This window comes from Thiorhodococcus mannitoliphagus, assembly GCF_010915725.1.
In the GTDB taxonomy this organism is placed as follows: Bacteria; Pseudomonadota; Gammaproteobacteria; order Chromatiales; family Chromatiaceae; genus Thiorhodococcus; species Thiorhodococcus mannitoliphagus.
This window is the reverse complement of sequence record NZ_JAAIJR010000007.1, coordinates 62,051-80,014: the sequence shown is the minus strand read 5'-3', so window position 1 is coordinate 80,014 and position 17,964 is coordinate 62,051. Positions and strand designations below refer to the sequence as shown.

Genomic DNA, 17,964 nt, shown 5'->3' with positions numbered 1-17,964 from the left:
GTCACCGCCAGGGCCTTATCCCTAAAACCCCCGCTACCCAAATCAGGTGACGGGGGTTTTTCTTTGCGCAAGGAAAATCTCTACACATCGACACTCAGCACGCGTCGCGCGCTGAATGGCGAAGAAAGCCCACAAAGCGTGGCCGCGATGACGATGAATGAATGACGGCAGGCCCGGCAATCGGGCCTGCTCTGAGAGCATGGTGAAGTCTATCGGAGCTGGGAGATGTCTCTTACGGCGCCATTGGCGGCGCTTGTGGTAAGGGCTGCATAGGCCCTCAGCGCGGAGGACACTTGTCGCTGACGATCTGCCGGTAGCCAAGCCTGGCTGCCTTGGTTGTCCATGGATCTACGGCGTTGGCTGAGGGTCTCGTCGGAGACGGCGAGGTGAATGCGTCGATTCGGGATGTCGATCTCGATGATGTCCCCTTCCTCGACGAGTCCGATTGCGCCCCCTTGTGCGGCTTCGGGTGAGACGTGACCGATCGATAGGCCGGAGGTTCCTCCCGAGAAGCGACCATCAGTGATCAGCGCACACTGCTTTCCGAGTCCCTTGGATTTGAGATAGCTGGTTGGATAGAGCATCTCCTGCATGCCAGGCCCACCTTTGGGGCCTTCATAGCGGATGATGACGATATCACCTGGTCGGATCTGATCGGAGAGGATGGCGTTGACCGAATCTTCTTGGCTCTCAAAGATTCTTGCGGGGCCAGAGAACTTAAGGATCTCCTTGTCCACGCCCGCGGTCTTGACGATACATCCATCCTCAGCCAGGTTGCCGAATAGGACGGCGAGCCCACCGTCTCGGCTATAGGCATGCTCCAGGTCTCGGATACAGCCGGTGGCGCGATCAAGATCGAGGGAATCCCATTGTGCTGATTGGCTAAACGCCTCCTGGGTTGGAATGCCGCCAGGCGCGGCGAGAAACCGAGCGTGCGCGCGGGGCGACTTCGAGCGCGTCACGTCCCACTCCTCGAGCGCTGCAGCCACTGATTGGCTATGCACTGTTCTGGCGTCGCGATGCAGGAAGCCAGCGCGGTCGAGTTCACCGAGGATACCGATGACCCCCCCTGCGCGATGGACGTCTTCCATGTGGTACTGCTGGGTAGCGGGTGCGACCTTGCATAGGTTCGCCACCTTCTTGCTGAGTCGATCGATGTCCTCCATGCCGAACGGCACTTCGGCTTCGCGGGCTGCCGCAAGGAGGTGCAGCACGGTGTTCGTCGAGCCGCCCATGGCGATGTCGAGGCTCATGGCGTTTTCGAAGGCGTCGAAGGTCGCGATGGAGCGCGGCAGGACGTTTGCGTCATCCTGCTCGTAATAGCGTTTTGCGAGTTCGACGATGAGTCGACCTGCCTCAAGGAAGAGTTCCTTACGGGCGGCATGGGTCGCAAGCAGCGAGCCATTGCCAGGGAGGCTTAGGCCGAGCGCCTCGGTGAGGCAGTTCATGGAGTTTGCCGTGAACATCCCTGAGCAGGAGCCGCAGGTCGGACACGCGGAGCGCTCGATCTCGGCAACACTGGCGTCCGTTTCCTTCGGGTCGGCAGCAGCGACCATGGCATCGACGAGATCGAGATGAATCTCTGAGTCGTTGCGCACGACCTTGCCTGCCTCCATGGGGCCGCCCGAGACGAAGACGGCCGGGATGTTCAGCCGCAGTGCTGCCATGAGCATGCCGGGCGTAATCTTGTCGCAGTTGGAAATGCACACCATGGCGTCCGCCGTATGTGCGTTGACCATGTACTCGACCGAGTCGGCGATGATCTCACGCGAGGGAAGAGAATAGAGCATACCGTTGTGCCCCATCGCGATGCCGTCGTCGATCGCGATGGTGTTGAACTCCTTGGCGACGCCGCCGGCGGCCTCGATCTCGCGCGCCACCAGCTGACCCAGGTCTTTCAAGTGCACGTGGCCTGGTACGAACTGGGTGAAGGAATTGACGACCGCGATGATGGGCTTGTCGAAATCCCCATCCTTCATGCCGGTCGCGCGCCAGAGCGCGCGCGCGCCGGCCATGTTGCGTCCGTGGGTACTTGTTCTTGAGCGATATTGAGGCATGCTAAAGACCCTGAGGTGCCAGACAGTTTGGATGGCGTCAGTATAAACCTTTCGCCTCACGGCTCGGCGGGCGACGCGAGCACTCTTGCGCGCGTGGCGCCAGGGCTCATCAGGAAGGTCTCGGCCCGGGCGCTCTAGCGTAGTGAGCGAGATTGGTCATGCGGCTTGCGTGCTCCGAGCGCTGAAGGGGGTGCAAGGCTGCCTTGCGGCTGCCATCGAGACGTCCGGGCGGGGGCTGGCTAGGCGAGTGCTCAGAGCCTATCCCAGGAACTCTTGCGATGGCGTGGCCGCAAGAGCGGAAGGATGAGACCGAGAAAGATGCCGCCGCCCATGACGCCGCTTCCGATCAGAAACCAGCGCTGATTGGTTCGCTCGCGCAGCCCCGCGTTTTCCTCTTGGACCTGATCGCGCTCCCGCGCGAGTGCGCTGACCTGGTCTTGTAAGCGCTCGCGCTCTGCAGTGATTTCGACGACATGCGTCGAGGCATGCCGGATCTCCGCAAGCTCGTCGCTCAAGGCCTGATTCTCCTTTTCGAGCTTGGCGGCCCGGTGACCGAGTGCTTCGTGCTCTGCTTGGAGGCTCGCAAGTTGCCGAGCCAGGGAGTCCGGCTCCTTCATGAACTCGTCCAAGCGCGCCTTCATTTCCGCGACTTGAACTCGGGCAACCGGCTCCAGCTGGAGCTGGTGCTCCAGAACATATCCCGTGACGCCATCGTCGGCGCGCACGCGCGCGTAGCCGCTCTCGCTGTTGGTGCTCAAGACATCAAGCGGTGTGCCGCTCGGCAGCATCCGCAAGATCTTGTAGCGGACGCTCTCGCCCGCACGCAAGGTGACCTCGAGCTGGTCGCTGACATAACTGGCGGTCGCATGGCTGGCGGCTCCCATGAGCGTCATGAGCAGGAATAGGATGCCGCGGCATAACACGAGGTGCCTCCATGTGTTGCGGGTCTGTTGTCACCGCGAGGTACGGAGCCCCGGGGGCTGGACTCCGTGGTGCGATGTCGATGAAAGCTTCTATTGAGGGGAGGCGATGAGGAACTCGAGCAGGGCCTTTTGCGCGTGAAGTCGGTTCTCGGCCTCATCCCAAACGACCGACTGTGGGCCGTCGATCACGGATGCTGTCACTTCTTCACCGCGGTGGGCTGGCAGGCAGTGCATAAAGAGCGCGTCTTTGGAGGCGCGAGCCATCACAGCGTCGGTCACCTGGAAGGTGCCGAAGGCGGATTCTCTGCGTAGCTGCTCTTCTTCCTGACCCATGCTTGCCCAGACGTCGGTGGCGACCAGATGGGCTCCTGCGGCGGCTTCTTCTGGATCGCGCAGGATTTTGCAGCGATCACCCGCAGCTTCCATGAAGTCCGCGTCCGGCTCGTAGCCTTCGGGGCAAGCGATGTTGAGTTCGAAGTCGAAAAGCGCTGCCGCTTCCATGAAGGAATGGCACATATTGTTGCCATCGCCGATCCAAGCGACACCTTTGCCGCGGATGTCGCCGCGATGCTCATGAAACGTCTGGAGATCAGCGAGGGTTTGGCAGGGGTGCAGTCGATCTGTCAGACCGTTGATGACGGGAACTTCGGAGTAGGCCGCAAAGCGCTCCAGGGTCTCTTGCTTGAAAGTCCGGATCATGACCGCGTCCACCATTCGGGAGATGACGCGAGCGCTGTCTTCGATGGGCTCCCCACGGCCGAGCTGGGTGTCTCGCGGCGAGAGAAAGAGCGCGTGGCCGCCGAGCTGGACCATTCCCGCCTCGAAGGAGACGCGCGTGCGGGTCGAGGACTTCTCGAAGACCATCGCCAGGGTGCGATGCGCGAGCGGCCGGTGGTCCTGTCCGCTCTTGTGCATGCGCTTTAGCTCAATGGCCCGATCGATCAGGCTGCGTGCTTCCTCGTAGCTTAGGTCGCTGAGCTTCAGGAAATGCCGGCATGAGTTCTTTGGGGCGAGCATAGAGGGGTCTCCGCGACGTTGCAGTCAGGCGTCGCCCAGGAAGGCAATGACGATGTCAGTGAGCTGCTGGACCAGCAGATCCGCTTCGGTCCGCTCGAGGATCAGCGGCGGCAGTAGCCGAATCACGCGATCTGCGGTGACGTTGATCAAAAGACCTGTCTGCAAAGCTGTGCCAACGAGCGCTGCGCAGGGACGGTCCAGCTCGATGCCGAGCATGAGTCCGCGGCCGCGGATGTCGACGACCCCGGATTTTTCGCCGAGTGTGCCCTTGAAGGCGTCGAGCAGGTAAGCACCTTGCTCGGCCGCTCTCTCAGTCAGCCTCTCGGCCGCAATGGCCTCAAGCACCGCTCGGCCAACGCGACAGGCGAGCGGATTGCCGCCGAACGTCGAGCCATGCGAGCCCGCTGTCAGCACCTCGGCCGCTGCGCCGCGTGCGAGGCAGGCGCCGATCGGCACACCGTTGCCGAGCCCTTTCGCAAGGGTGACGACATCCGGATAGATCCCGGCGTGATTGAAGGCGAAGAACTGCCCGGTCCGCCCCATGCCAGTCTGAATCTCATCCAGGATCAGCAGCCAGCCTTCCCGGTCGCAGATTTGTCGCAGCCGGGCGAGATAGTCGTCCGCGGGCAAATTGATGCCGCCCTCGCCTTGAATGGGCTCGATCAAGATGGCGACGATGTTTGGCCGATTTGCGGCGGCCGTTTCGATGGCATTGATGTCGTCGTAGGGAACACGCAGGAAACCCTGAACCAGCGGCTCGAAGCCCGCTTGGACTTTTCGGTTTCCGGTGGCGGAGAGGGTTGCGAGGGTGCGGCCGTGGAAGCTGTTCTCGGCGACCAGGATCGCGGGATTCTCGACGCCTTTGCGGTGCGCATGGAGACGGGCGAGCTTGATGGCCGCCTCGTTCGCTTCAGCGCCAGAGTTGGCGAAGAACACCCGGTCCATCCCAGCCTGCTCGCAGAGCATGGCGCCCAAACGCTCCTGCTCCGCGATCCGATAAAGGTTGGAGGTGTGGATGAGCTGGCCGGCCTGCTCACACAAGGCATCGCGAACGCCTGGATGCGCATGTCCCAAGCCGCAGACCGCGATCCCAGAGAGCGCGTCTAGGTAGCGCTTGCCATCGGTATCCCAGAGCCAGACGCCTTCGCCCCGCGCGAAGGTCACGGGTAGGCGCTTATAGGTGGCCATCAAGGGTTCGCTCATTGCGGACTGACCCCGATCGAGCTGCAAAATGGAAAATAAAAAAGGCGGTTCCTCATGAGGAAACCGCCTTTGTGTGTAAGGCGAAGTGCGGAAATATAACGCGTTACTTGCGCTGTTTACAAGTTTTTTGCATGGAATACGCAGGGTTACGCTGCGAAATTGGAGGCAACGAAGCCCCAATCGATTTTTGCCCAGATGCTTTCGAGGTATTTCGGACGCGCATTTCGGTAGTCGATGTAGTAGGCATGCTCCCAGACATCAACGGTGAGCAGCGCCGTTTTTCCCTCGGTCATGGGGGTCCCCGCGTTCGAGGTGCTCAAGATCTCGACTGATCCGTCAGCACCCTTGACCAGCCAGGTCCAGCCGGACCCGAAGTTGGCTGCTGCGGCGGCCTCGAAGTCGGCCTTGAACTTATCAAAGGACCCGAATTTCGTGTTGATGGCATCCGCGAGCGCGCCGCTTGGCTCGCCGCCGCCGTTGGGGCTCAGACAATTCCAGTAGAAGGTGTGATTCCAGACCTGTGCGGCGTTGTTGAAGATGCCGCCGGAGGATTTCTTGATGATGTCCTCAAGCGACATGCCCTCAAATTCTGTGCCCTTGATGCCGTCGTTCAGCTTGGCGACATAGGTTTGGTGGTGCTTGCCGTAGTGATACTCCAAGGTCTCCGCGGAGATGGTCGGCTCGAGCGCATTCTTTTCGTAGGGCAGAGGGGGTAATTCGAAGGCCATGCTAAGGATCTCCCGATGTGATTCTCGAATCTCTAGAGATGAGGTGCTTGTTCAGGTAAAGACGTTGGATCAAGTTCAAGGATGTCAACCCGGGCGCTGAGCCTGGCGTGGCTGCCCGAATGCCGGGCTTCTCCGCGCCAAGACAGGTCTGCGCGCTCGGTTCCGACCCTGGGAGTGGCGTCAGCCTCGGGCTTTTGCAAGAGAGCGGATCCCTATGTGACCATGCAGACTGCTTCTTGAAGAGAGCCCTGGCCAATGTCACTGAGTCCAATCGACCTCGCCCTGTTCGCCAGCCGGATGGATGCCATCTGCGAGGAGATGGGCGTCGTTCTCCGTCAGGCTGCTTTTTCACCCAATATTCGGGATCGGCTCGATTTCTCCTGCGCGATCTTCGATCCTTCTGGGCAGTTGGCGGCTCAGGCAGCGCATATTCCCGTACATCTCGGAAGCATGGCCTTCGCCATGGCGAGCATCGTCTCGAGCCTGGAGTGGGCGGACGGCGACATGCTCGTTTTGAACGATCCCTACCTGGGTGGCACGCACCTGCCGGACGTCACCCTGGTCGCGCCGCTCTTTGTCGACGCCCACTTGACCGCGTTCGTCGTCAATCGTGCGCATCACGCGGATATCGGTGCAAGCTCACCCGGCTCCATGCCCATTTCGCGAAGTCTCTACGATGAGGGGCTGATCATTCCACCCAGTCGCCTTTTGCGGAAAGGGTGTTTGGTCGATCGGAAGCTGGATGACATCTTGGCCGCAACCCGAAATCCGCAGGATGCCCGCGGCGATTTCCTTGCTCAGATCAGTGCCAATCGTGCCGGCGTAGCGCGGCTCGGACAGCTCGCAGAGGGGATGGGGCGTGCGCCACTCGAAGCGGCCCTCGGGGATCTGAATGCCTACGGTGAGCGCCTCGCCCGGGCTGCAATGGCCGACATTCCCAAGGGACTCTATCGGTTCGAGGATGTGATGGACGATGACGGGCAGGGGGCTTGCGGCATTCCGATTCGAGTCGCGATGCGGGTTTCGGAGTCCGGCGTCCACCTGGACTTTAGCGGCACGGCCTCGCAGGTGCAGGGCAATATCAACTGTCCGCTCGCGGTGACAGCCGCCGCCGTGCTCTACGTCTTCCGTTGTTTGATGCCGCCCCAGACGCCGGCCTGTGCCGGGAGCTTTCGGCCGATCACCCTGGAGGCGCCCCTGGGCTGCCTGGTCAACGCCTGCCGTCCGGCCGCCGTTGCGGCGGGCAACGTCGAGACTAGCATGCGCTTGGTGGATGTCGTCATGGGCGCCTTGGCGCAAGCGATACCCGAGCGTATGCCGGCCGCAAGCTGCGGCAGCATGAGCAATGTTGCCATGGGCTGCGTGACACCTGGGGCTGCCTGGGACTACTACGAGACGATTGGCGGCGGTATGGGTGCGGGTGCTACTGGTGGCGGATGGTCCGGTGTCCAGACGCATATGACCAACACCTTGAATACCCCGATCGAGGTCTTGGAGGCACGGCTTCCCTTGCGTGTCGAGCACTATGGACTGCGCGAGGGATCCGGTGGCCCTGGGATACGCGCCGGTGGTGAGGGTATCCTGCGCGAGCTGCGATTCTTGGGGCCGGCCGAGGCGACGCTGCTAACCGAGCGTCGTCGCAGCCGGCCTTGGGGCAGTGCCGGTGGCGAGCCTGGGGCCGGTGGTCTAAATAGACTCAATGGGGCGGAGATCCCAGCGAAGACCAGGCTTTCGCTCAACCCGGGAGACCTGCTGACGATCGCAACGCCGGGTGGTGGCGGTTGGGGGGCGTCAGGCACGCCTCGTTCGTGATGTCTGCTGGCTTGGCCGGCGCGGGCCCCGCCCAATCTTCCTTCCAAGATATCTGGAGATCCTAGTCATGTGCGGTATCTGCGGCGAGCTGAGATTCGATGGCGCATCCGCCAGTCTCGAGTCGATCGAGGCGATGATGTCGAGGCTCGTCCGACGTGGTCCGGACCATGGCGGAAGCTACAGTGACGGCGCCTTGGCCTTCGGCCACCGCCGCCTCTCGATCATCGACCTGACCGTGCGGTCCAACCAGCCCATGGTCGATGCCGAGTTGGGTCTGGCGATCGTCTTCAATGGGGCGATCTACAACTACCCTGAGCTGCGTCGCGAGCTTCAGGCGCTGGGCTATCGGTTCTTCTCGGGGGGCGATACCGAAGTCATCCTCAAGGCTTGGCATGCCTGGGGTACAGCCTGTGCCGAGCGGTTGCACGGGATGTTTGCCTTTGCGCTCTGGGATGCGAATCAGGGCACGCTTTTCCTGGCGCGAGACCGTTTTGGAATCAAGCCGCTCTACTGGGCCGAGCAGGGCTCGCTGCTGCGCTTCGCCTCCAATCCCCAGGCGCTACTCGCTGCCGGAGGCGTGGATACCAGCATCGACCCGGTTGCCCTGCATCACCTCTTTACGCTGCATGCCGTGGTGCCCGCTCCGCGGACCATCTTGCGCGGGGTGCGCAAATTGTCGCCGGGGCACTGGATGTTGATCGACGCATCCGGCCAGCGCAAGGAGGCGCCCTACTGGACCCTCACAGCCAGACGGCCGGGAGAAGCGCGCTCCGAGGCGGACTGGCTGGATGAGATTCATGCGGCGCTGCGGCACGCGGTCAAGATCCGCAGTGAAGTCGCCGACGTGCCCGTGGGCGTGCTGCTGTCGGGTGGGCTGGATTCGAGCTTGCTCGTTGCCCTGCTTGCGGAAGTCGGCGTCGCGGATCTCAGGACCTTCTCGGTCGGCTTCGAGGATACCCCCGAGGAGGCGGGCAGCGAGTTCCAGTACTCAGACCTGGTGGTCGAGCGCTATGGCACAGAGCATCGCAAGCTCTTGGTGCCCAATGACCAAGTGCTGAGCCGTCTGCCCGAGGCCATCGATGCCATGGCGGAGCCCATGTTCGCCCAGGATGCCGTGGCCTTCTACTTGCTGTCAGAGCTGGTCTCGCATGAGATCAAGGTCGTCCAGTCCGGACAGGGGGCTGATGAAGTCTTCGGCGGCTATTTCTGGTATCCGCGCATGCAGGCCGAGGCCCAGGGCTCGCGCCTGGAGCGGGTCCGTAAGCACTACTTCGATCGCGACCATGACGAATACTTGCGCATGGTGGCCGATGGCTATGGCCAGGGTGACTTCACCGGTGAGCTGATTGCAGGACGGCTTGATGAGGCGGATGCCGATAGCTTCCTGGATGCGGTACTCGCCCTGGATGTGACTACGCTCATTGTCGATGATCCGGTCAAGCGCGTGGACAACATGACCATGGCCTGGGGCTTGGAGGCCCGGGTCCCCTTCCTCGATCACCAGCTCGTCGAGCTGGCGGCGGCCTGTCCTTCCGAGCTAAAGCTGCGCGACGGAGGCAAGTATCCGCTCAAGGCTTTAGCCCGCGGTCTGCTGCCGGACGCGGTGATCGACCGGCCGAAGGGCTATTTCCCCATGCCGGCTCTCAAGTATGTCCGCGGTCCCTTCCTCGAGATGATGCGCGATGCCTTGAACTCAGGTGCGAGTCGCGAGCGAGGTCTCTATCGGCAATCCTATCTGGACGAACTCCTGGCCGCGCCCGACATGCATCACACCCGCATTCAGGGCAATAAGCTTTGGCATCTCGCCCTGCTTGAGATTTGGCTGCAGCGCCACGTCGATCCCGCTTGCTCGTGACGGCGAGTCCATCAGGCATTTTTTGCCTGGCTGCTTGCTTGAAAAGGGTGGCAATGGCCCGACTCTCGCCGGAACATAAAAGCTGTCATGACGAGGTGAGCAGTGGATGTCTTAGAGCGGATTGATGAGCAGGTGAAGGGCAACTCGGTGGTGATCTACATGAAAGGGACGCCGCAGTTTCCCCAGTGCGGCTTCTCGATGAGGGCGGCGGCGGCACTCCAAGAGTGCGCCGTGCCCTTTGCCTATGTGAATGTCCTCCAAGATGCCGAGATCTTCGAGAATCTGCCGCGCTATGCGGACTGGCCGACTTTCCCGCAGATCTACATCGACGGCGAGCTGGTCGGCGGCTGCGACATCACCCTTGAGCTTCACTCGAGCGGCGAACTCAAGACCATGATGGAGCAAGCGGCCGCGAAGTCTGAAGCGGCTGGCGGTTAGCGCCGTCGCATCGGTCGGCTCGGACATCGAAGGCCGGGTCTAAAGAAGCGTCCACATTCTACTTCCCGCCTTGCGGAAAGACGGTGCCGAGCAAATCGGGAAGTCGTTCCTGGACAGTTACTAAGAAAGCGTCCATCAACAACTTCCCCCCTTTCGCAAAGGGGGGCGGGCGGCATCGCTCGCATCGGGAAACAATTGATGGACACTTTCTAAGCGTCAGGAAGGGAACCTTCCGCCATCATGTCTGAGCTGCCTTCCCAGGGGTGTTCGGGGCAAAGCTCATGCCAGCGATTGACGACGGTGCAGAAGAGTCTTGCCGTTTGCTCCGCATCATAGATTGCGGAGTGTGCCTCGCTGTTTTGCCATGACAGTCCAGCTGCCTTCGCCGCGCGAGCAAGCACGGTCTGACCGAACATGAGGCCGCCGAGCGTGACCGTGTCGAACACACTGAAGGCGTGGAAGGGGTTGCGCTTGTACCCAGTTCGCTCGACTGCCGCCTTGACGAATCCCAGGTCGAAGTGTGCGTTGTGACCGACCAGGATCGCGCGATTGCAGCCGTTTGATTTCACAGCCTTGCGGATGGGCGTGAGTATTCGGTTTAGCGCGTCTTGCTCGGAGACGGCGTCGCGCAAGGGATGGTCGGGATCGATGCGGTTGAAGGCGAGTGCCCTCGGGTCGATCTCCGAGTCAACGAAGGGCAGGACGTGACAAGCCAGTGTCGCTGCCGGCTCCACCAGACCGTCAGGTCGCATGCGGATCACCACAGCTGCAATTTCCAAGAGCGCGTGACGCTGCGCATCGAAGCCGGCAGTCTCGACATCGACGACGACAGGCAAGAAGCCTCGGAAGCGCTGTGCAATGCCGCTGAAAGTCTGTTTCTCCTCATTCATCGTCACAGCATAAGGTGGCGGCGCCCGTTTTCCAAACGCTGGTCGATGTTGTTTCAAACGCCAGTGAACTCGGCATGCTGCCGATCGCAGGGTATCAGGCTCCAGTGTGCTAATCTGCGGTCAAGGTTTGTGGTCCGGCGATGATGCTGAGGGCGCGCTGAGAGGTCGCGCTGGTAGGCCGTTCGAATCCTATGAAGGTTGTTATCTTGACTGCTGCTCTGCGTTGCCAATTCGCCTTGCTTGTCCTCTTGCTCGGCCTCTTCTTGCAGCCAACGACAACGCGCGCGGATAGCGTTGGAGCTGATGAAGGCCTCCTGTTCGAGGTGAAGCCCGCCAGTTCGGCCGCGCCAAGCTACCTCTTTGGCACCATCCACAGTGAAGATCCGCGCGTCACTCGGTTGCCAGCCGAAGTCCAGGCCGCCTTCAATGCCTGTCCCGGGTTTGCGCTCGAGGTCGTTCCCGACACCTCGGCGATCATTGAGGCGATGATGACCATGACTTACACCGATGGTCGGCAGCTTCGCGATGTCCTGCCGGCTGGGCTCTATGCGGAGGTGCGAGAGGCGCTGGCCGAGCTGAGCATGGGGGAGGAGGCATTCAAGGACTTCAAACCCTGGGCCGTCATGACCCAGCTGAGCACGCCTCGCGGTGAGACCGGGGATTTTCTCGACGTGAAGCTCTATCGCGAAGCCGTGGCCGGGCATAAGCGGATCGCAGGACTGGAGACTATGGAGGAGCAGCTCGCCATCTTCGACGACCTTGAGGAAGCGGACCAGATCGCATTGCTTGAGGAGACGCTTGACGCTCGAGGAGCGCTGCCACGGATGTTTGAGCAGCTGACCCTGGCCTACCTGCAGCGTGATCTGAAGCGGTTGCAAGCACTGAGTGACGCCTCCTTGGAGGAGAGTGAGCCGCGGCTCGCTGCTCTGTTCCGCGCAACCGTGATCGATGCGCGCAATCGCAGGATGGCCAGCCGCATGATCCAGCGATTGGATGAAGGTGGCTGGTTCGTCGCCATCGGTGCACTCCACTTGACGGGCGAGACTGGCGTGGTGGGATTGCTTCGCGGGATGGGCTACTCCGTGAGGCGCGTCTATTGAGGGTTTCTCTGGTGAGGGATTTTCAGCTTGCGGCCGGCCTCTCCTCGCTGATTTCGTCGTTACTCATTCTGAGCCTCCGACCTGGCTCGCCCCTGTGTTAGCATTCGGGCTCTTCTTGTGTGGAGATCGGGCAAGAATGATGGCTGTGGAGACCCGCTCGCGTCGGCTTGGCTGCTGGGCAGCCTTGGGAGCAACCTTGCTCTTGCTCGGTTGCGCGAGTAATCCGGATCGGGTCGTTGACGAGCGCGATCCCCTCGAGCTTTACAATCGGGCGGTCTATCGTTTCAACACAGACTTCGACAAGGCGTTTCTGCGCCCCTTGGCGATCGGGTATCAGAAGATCACACCTGAGCAGGTCGACAGGGGCATTACCAATTTCTTTGACAATATCGCCGACGTCACTTCGGTGGCCAATAACATCTTGCAGTTCAAGATGTCTCGGGCGGGCAGCGATGTTGGGCGGCTCTTCATCAATACGACCGTGGGCTTGCTCGGATTCATCGATGTCGCGACCAACGTCGGGCTGCCGAGCTATAAGGAAGATTTTGGTCAGACCCTCGGTTATTGGGGGCTCGAGCAGGGTGCCTATTTCGTTCTACCCATTCTTGGGCCAAGCTCCATTCGCGATACCATCGGACTCGCTGGCGATGTCGTGACCGATCCGCTGTTCAGTCTCAGAGAGGATCGGGTGCACTGGGGGCTCGTTGGGCTGCGAGTCGTCGATCGACGGGCAGATCTCTTGACCGCTGGGGACATCTTGCAAGACGCGGCCATTGATCCCTACAGCTTTTTACGGGATGCCTACCTGCAGCGACGTTTGAGTCGCGTCCACGACGGCAATCCTCCTCGCCAAGAAGGCCAAGATGAGTTTTGGGACGAGATCGATTTCGGGGTGCCGACTGGGCCTGAGGAGCGACAGCCCTCGCCTTAAGCCATTTCTGTCGATGCTCATACCACCCTGACTTGTCTCGAGGCCCGCCTTGCGTGTCGCGCCTCTAGTCACTTCGTTTGGCGCTGCTCCTGTCGGCGCTCCTTGAAGCTGAGCCTCGATTCGGCGCCATCTGATCTGAGCTGCTTCGACAATCGCCCTAGCCCCGCAGCTCGCTGAGATCAGGACGATCCCCGATTGTGGGCCTCCTTGTGGTTCCTGTTTTCTTTTTGTAGCTCAGTCCACCAAGCGCCAAGCGAGTGTCTCTTCCGCGCCGAGCGGAACGACACGATGATCCCCGAACGGGTAGTCTGCCGGGACCTCCCAGACCTCACGCCTCAAACGGACCTTGTCGGTGTTGCGCGGGAGCCCATAGAAGTCCGCTCCATGATGGCTGGCGAAGGCCTCGAGTCTGTCTAGGGCGCCTGCGGCCTCGAATGCCTTGGCGTAGAGTTCCACTGCGGCATGAGCGCTGAATGCGCCGGCGCAGCCGCAAGCGCTCTCCTTGTCCTGCACTGGATGCGGGGCGCTGTCCGTTCCGAGGAAGAAGCGCGGGTGCCCGCTAGTCGCGGCATCCAGCAAGGCTTGTCGATGACGCTCACGCTTGAGCACCGGCAGACAATAGAAGTGTGGTCGAATTCCGCCCGCGAGAATCGCGTTGCGGTTGTACAGCAGGTGGTGCGGGGTGATGGTGGCACCGAGGGTGGACGGGCCATCGCGTACGAAGTCGACAGCCTCCGCCGTGGTGACGTGCTCGAAGACAACCCGGAGTTCGGGAAAATCCGCAACAATGGCTCGCAGGCGGGATTCGATGAAGCCTTGCTCCCGGTCGAAGATGTCGACATCCGGATCCGTGACTTCGCCATGGACGAGCAGTGGGAGATTCGCACGCTGCATGGCCTCGAGCACGGGGGCGAGGCGCGCGATATCAGTGACGCCATTCTCCGAGTTCGTCGTTGCGCCAGCTGGATAGAGCTTGCAGGCAGCCACCGCGCCGCTTGCCTTGGCCTTTGCGATCTCGTCCGGCGTCGTGCCGTCGGTCAGGTAAAGCGTCATCAGAGGCGTGAACTGGCTGCGCTCTGGGAGCGCTGCAAGAATACGCTCGCGGTACGACAGTGCCTGTTTGGTGTTGACGATGGGGGGCTTCAGATTGGGCATGATGATCGCCCGCCCGAACTGCCGCGCGCTCAATTGAACGACATCCTTCATGCCCGGCCCGTCTCGCAGGTGCAGGTGCCAGTCGTCTGGACGTGTGATCTCTAGGTCTTCAGTGCTCAGCATGTCTTCGTCCGCTTGTGATTCGGCCGCAAGGATGCGCGGATCATTCAAGTCGCCAGTCTGGCGACCTTGTCCCGCGGCATTATGCCAACCTTGCCCATCATTCGAGAAAGTGGATTCGAGAAAGTGGATTGGAACTGCGGAGAAAATGGCCAAAGGCGCTGGCGATCTTTTCTGGCCCCGCGCTAATCTCGGTGTGTGCGAAGGGGGTCTGATGGCAGGGGCAGGTCAGCGTTCCTAAGAAAGTGACCATCAACAACTTCCCCCCTTTCGCAAAGGGGGGCCAGGGGGGGATTTCGGACGGGATCGCTCACATTCCCCCCTTTCGCAAAGGGGGCAGGGGGGATTTCGGACGGGATCGCTCACATCGGGAAACAGTTGATGGGCGCTTCCTATGGAGAGGTCGGAAACGCGAGCGTCGACTTGGACTCGAGCCTTTTGAGCGGAATCTGAGGCGTTTTGTTCGCACGTCCTTGTGCCTCCGAATCCGCTTCAGCTGGAGTCCTTGCGATCGCTAGAGCGACTGGACGATTCGCTCTTCGCGCCTTTGCTGGAGGCTGTCTTGCGGCAATGACCTGAGACCTCGGCGCCGTCTTTGCGCGTGTAGCCATTGACCCAGTGGCATTGATCCTTCGACCCGCAAGGGTTTTTTTCCAGACCCTTACAGGATGACTCTGCGGCCGCAGGTTGAAAGGCGATCGTTGCCATCAGCATTGCAGATGCCAGTGCCATGGATGTCTGCTTGACCGAGATACGTCTCTTCATAACGGTTCCTCGTTTGCTACGCCTGTTCGTGTGTCATGGTCGCTCGTCGGTTGCGACGAGTGAGAGCGAGATAATCATGGATGTACACGAAAAGCAACTATTTTCCCCGAGTGACTCGCTTTGTTCGCTCCTAAGTCGAGGATTCGAGCCCGTTACGTGTGTGCTGAGTGGCGCCGAGATCCAGTGATGCCGAGCGTGGGGCTAGTGATTCTTGGCGAGGCGGAGGTAGCCTTGGTGGAACTGCTCGACCTGAGGCGCCAATGCGGATGGTGGGCCGCTATTGTCGATGACATCGTCCGCACCGGCCAGTCGCTGTTGACGTGAGGCCTGACTCGCAAGGATGCGTTCGATTTCGGGTCCTGAGAGTCCGCTACGATGACGTACGCGCTCGATCTGCTGCGCCTCTGGGATGTCGACGACCAGGACACGATCGGCGAGTCTTTGTTGTCCGGTCTCGAAGAGAAGGGGGATCACCAGGACCACGTAAGGCGCTGAGATGGTCGCGAGACGCTCAAGCATGAGCGCGCGAATCGCGGGATGCAAAATGGATTCGAGTTGGTTTCGGGCATCCGGGTCTTGGAAGACCCGCGCTCTAAGATAGGCGCGATTGAGCGATCCGTCCGGCAAGGCTGCCTCCTTGCCGAAGACCTCAAAGATGCTTGCGAGGGTGGGAGTGCCAGGTGCGGTGAGTTCGCGTGAGAGCAGGTCGGTATCAATGATCCCGGCCCCGAGCTTGGCCAGCTGATCGGAAACGGCGGTCTTGCCGCTGCCGATGCCACCGGTTAAGGCGACGACGAACATCAGTGATGACTAGATCAGCCCGGTTGCTCGCAGATAGGCATCATTGATGTCCTTCCCCCACAGGAGGCTGATCCAGCCCGCCGCAGCAAGATAGGGGCCGAACGGCAGCGGTTTCCCTTGCTCGTGGCGACCGCTGAGGATGAGCGCGACGCCGATCACCGCGCCGGTTAGCGCCGACAGTAGGATGATCTGAGGAAGCGTCTGCCAGCCGAGCCAGGCGCCGAAGAGCCCAAGCAGCTTGAAATCCCCATAGCCCATGCCCTCCTTGCCAGTGATGAGGCGGAACAGGTGAAAGACCAGCCACAGGCTGAGGTATCCGGCGACCGCGCCGACGATCGACGCGTGACTGTCCGCGAAGAGGCCAAAGAGGCTCAGGATGAGCCCAAGCCAAAGCATGGGCAGGGTAATGCTGTCCGGAAGCAGTTGAGTGTCGTAATCGATGATGGCAAGGGCGATGAGTGCCCAGGTGAGCAGCAATGCCGCCGGCATCTGCCAACTGAGCCCGAGCTGCATGACGACGATGAGGCTCAAAAGTCCGGTCGCGGCCTCGATGATCGGGTATCTCGCACTGATTGGCGTCTTGCAGGCCGAGCAACGGCCGCGCAGCAGGAGGTAGCTCAGTACGGGGATGTTCTCAAAGGCGCGGATTCGATGACCGCAAGTCGGGCAGGTCGAGGGTGGCTTGGACAAGCTCAGCGGCGACTCGCTCTCTGCGGATGCGGCTTCGCGCTCCGCGCTCAGCTCGGCGCAGTCACGCCGCCAGTCGGCTTCCATGATCCGGGGTAGCCGCAGGATGACGACATTGAGGAAGCTTCCCACGATGAGCCCGAGAGCCACGACGGTCGCATAGAGCAGCCCCGGGCTCGCTTGGAAGAGGGCGATTAGATCTTGTCCAGGCATTGGCGCTAGACAACCGCTGCGAGTTTGAAGATTGGCAGATACATGGCCACGACCAGACTGCCGACCAGGCCACCGATGACGACCATGATCAAGGGCTCGAGGAGACTGCTCAGGCTGTCCACGGCGTTGTCGACCTGCTCCTCGTAGAAATCCGCAACCTTGCCGAGCATGTCGTCCAGTGCCCCAGACTCTTCACCGATGGCCGTCATCTGGATGACCATATGCGGGAAGATATCGCGTTGGCGCATGGCAAGCTGCAACGACTGACCCGTCGCGACCTCTTCGCGCATCTTGAGCACGGCGTCTTGATAGACGATGTTGCCCGTAGCGCCTGAGACTGATTGCAGGGCTTCAACCAGGGGTACACCGGCGGCGAACATGGTCGAGAGGGTGCGCGCGAAGCGGGCCAGGGCAGCCTTGTTCAGGATGCCGCCAATGACGGGGATCTTCAGGGATGCCCGATCGATGACCTCGCGCAGTTTGCGGGAGCGCTTGTAGATGTAGCTAAAGCCGTAGATGGTTCCCGCGATTCCAAGCAGCATCGCCCACCACCACTCCCGGACGACATCGGACAGGCCAATCACCATGAGTGTGAAGGCTGGCAGGTCCGCGCCGAAGCTCGTGAACAGCTCCTTGAACTGAGGAATGACGAAGAGGAGGATGACGACCGTCACGATGATGGCGACGGCAATGACCGCGGTCGGGTAGAACAGCGCCTTCTTGATCTTGCCCTTGATCGACTCCGTCTTCTCCTTGTAGGTAGCGATCTTGTCGAGCAGGACATCCAGCACACCGGCTTGCTCTCCAGCGGCGACCAGGCTGCAGACTAGATCATCGAAGTGGATCGGATACTTGCTGAGTGCGACGGCGACCCCGGTGCCGCCCTCGATATCCTGCTTGATCGACAGGATCATGTCCTGCATCGAGGGATTGTCATGCCCGCGTCCGACGATGTCGAAGGCCTGAACCAGCGGGACGCCAGCGGTCATCATGGTGGCGAGCTGGCGCGTGAAGATAGATAGATCCTGTCCCGTGATCTTCTTCTTCCCCGAGCCGAACAGCGGCTGGGGTTTGGCCTTCACTTTGGTCGGATTGACCCCTTGACGCCGCAAATCCGCGCGCACGGCGTTGATGTTGGCCGCCCGACTTTCGCCCTTGATACGCGAGCCTCGTCGATCCATGCCCTCCCAGGTATAAACCTTTGCCTTTTCGGCCTTGGGCTTTGCCTTGAGCTTGGCTTTGGTTGCTGCTGCCGTTGCCATCGTGGTG

Annotated in this window: 15 protein-coding genes; 5 read left to right on the top strand and 10 right to left on the bottom strand. The window is 61.1% G+C overall.

All coding sequences use genetic code 11. The features are described from left to right. Positions 1–209: 209 nt before the first annotated feature. The 5 genes from ilvD to G3480_RS03210 all read right to left on the bottom strand — a co-directional run bounded on the left by ilvD (position 210) and on the right by G3480_RS03210 (position 5,928). Positions 210–2,057 carry a dihydroxy-acid dehydratase gene (gene ilvD / locus G3480_RS03230; RefSeq protein ID WP_164652229.1) on the bottom strand — a complete coding sequence of 616 codons (1,848 nt, stop codon included), beginning with the start codon at positions 2,055–2,057 and terminating at the stop codon, positions 210–212. A 251-nt stretch (positions 2,058–2,308) separates the two neighbouring features. Continuing rightward, positions 2,309–2,980 carry a TIGR04211 family SH3 domain-containing protein gene (locus G3480_RS03225; RefSeq protein ID WP_338114051.1) on the bottom strand — a complete coding sequence of 224 codons (672 nt, stop codon included), beginning with the start codon at positions 2,978–2,980 and terminating at the stop codon, positions 2,309–2,311. Between the two features lie 90 nt (positions 2,981–3,070). Then, positions 3,071–3,997, bottom strand: a complete 927-nt coding sequence (gene argF / locus G3480_RS03220) for an ornithine carbamoyltransferase (RefSeq protein ID WP_164652228.1) — start codon at positions 3,995–3,997, stop codon at positions 3,071–3,073. Between the two features lie 24 nt (positions 3,998–4,021). Beyond that, entirely contained in the window at positions 4,022–5,200 is a 1,179-nt protein-coding gene (locus tag G3480_RS03215; RefSeq protein WP_164652227.1) for an aspartate aminotransferase family protein, read from the bottom strand. A 146-nt stretch (positions 5,201–5,346) separates the two neighbouring features. Next, positions 5,347–5,928 carry a Fe-Mn family superoxide dismutase gene (locus G3480_RS03210; RefSeq protein ID WP_164652226.1) on the bottom strand — a complete coding sequence of 194 codons (582 nt, stop codon included), beginning with the start codon at positions 5,926–5,928 and terminating at the stop codon, positions 5,347–5,349. Positions 5,929–6,183: 255 nt separating this feature from the next. Between G3480_RS03210 and G3480_RS03205 the strand changes: the two genes are divergently transcribed. From G3480_RS03205 to grxD, 3 genes are all read left to right on the top strand, one after another. Further along, positions 6,184–7,740: a hydantoinase B/oxoprolinase family protein gene (locus tag G3480_RS03205; protein ID WP_164652225.1), complete on the top strand. Its 1,557-nt coding sequence runs from the start codon at positions 6,184–6,186 to the stop codon at positions 7,738–7,740. Between the two features lie 67 nt (positions 7,741–7,807). Continuing rightward, entirely contained in the window at positions 7,808–9,595 is a 1,788-nt protein-coding gene (locus G3480_RS03200; RefSeq protein WP_164652224.1) for an N-acetylglutaminylglutamine amidotransferase, read from the top strand. Positions 9,596–9,697: 102 nt separating this feature from the next. Beyond that, positions 9,698–10,033 carry a Grx4 family monothiol glutaredoxin gene (gene grxD, locus G3480_RS03195; protein WP_164652223.1) on the top strand — a complete coding sequence of 112 codons (336 nt, stop codon included), beginning with the start codon at positions 9,698–9,700 and terminating at the stop codon, positions 10,031–10,033. Between the two features lie 209 nt (positions 10,034–10,242). Here grxD and rnt read toward each other — a convergent pair whose 3' ends face one another. After that, positions 10,243–10,923: a ribonuclease T gene (gene rnt, locus G3480_RS03190; RefSeq protein WP_164652222.1), complete on the bottom strand. Its 681-nt coding sequence runs from the start codon at positions 10,921–10,923 to the stop codon at positions 10,243–10,245. Positions 10,924–11,129: 206 nt separating this feature from the next. Here rnt and G3480_RS03185 point away from each other — a divergent pair, with 206 nt between their 5' ends. Both G3480_RS03185 and G3480_RS03180 read left to right on the top strand, forming a co-directional pair. Continuing rightward, positions 11,130–12,023: a TraB/GumN family protein gene (locus tag G3480_RS03185; protein WP_240905549.1), complete on the top strand. Its 894-nt coding sequence runs from the start codon at positions 11,130–11,132 to the stop codon at positions 12,021–12,023. 136 nt (positions 12,024–12,159) lie between these two features. Then, on the top strand, positions 12,160–12,954 hold the full coding sequence (locus tag G3480_RS03180) for an MlaA family lipoprotein (RefSeq protein WP_164652220.1): 795 nt from the start codon (positions 12,160–12,162) through the stop codon (positions 12,952–12,954). A 234-nt stretch (positions 12,955–13,188) separates the two neighbouring features. Here G3480_RS03180 and pyrC read toward each other — a convergent pair whose 3' ends face one another. The 4 genes from pyrC to G3480_RS03160 all read right to left on the bottom strand — a co-directional run bounded on the left by pyrC (position 13,189) and on the right by G3480_RS03160 (position 17,957). Then, the gene (gene pyrC, locus G3480_RS03175) at positions 13,189–14,232 is read right to left on the bottom strand and encodes a dihydroorotase (RefSeq protein ID WP_164652219.1); all 1,044 of its coding nucleotides are present in this window, start codon (positions 14,230–14,232) and stop codon (positions 13,189–13,191) included. 963 nt (positions 14,233–15,195) lie between these two features. Next, positions 15,196–15,795 (bottom strand): dephospho-CoA kinase, encoded by a 600-nt coding sequence (gene coaE, locus G3480_RS03170; protein WP_164652218.1) that lies wholly within the window; start codon positions 15,793–15,795, stop codon positions 15,196–15,198. Between the two features lie 9 nt (positions 15,796–15,804). Beyond that, positions 15,805–16,695, bottom strand: coding sequence for a prepilin peptidase (locus G3480_RS03165; RefSeq protein ID WP_164652217.1), 891 nt, complete (start codon positions 16,693–16,695; stop codon positions 15,805–15,807). A 5-nt stretch (positions 16,696–16,700) separates the two neighbouring features. Next, the gene (locus G3480_RS03160; RefSeq protein ID WP_164652216.1) at positions 16,701–17,957 is read right to left on the bottom strand and encodes a type II secretion system F family protein; all 1,257 of its coding nucleotides are present in this window, start codon (positions 17,955–17,957) and stop codon (positions 16,701–16,703) included. Between the last annotated feature and the right edge of the window lie 7 nt (positions 17,958–17,964).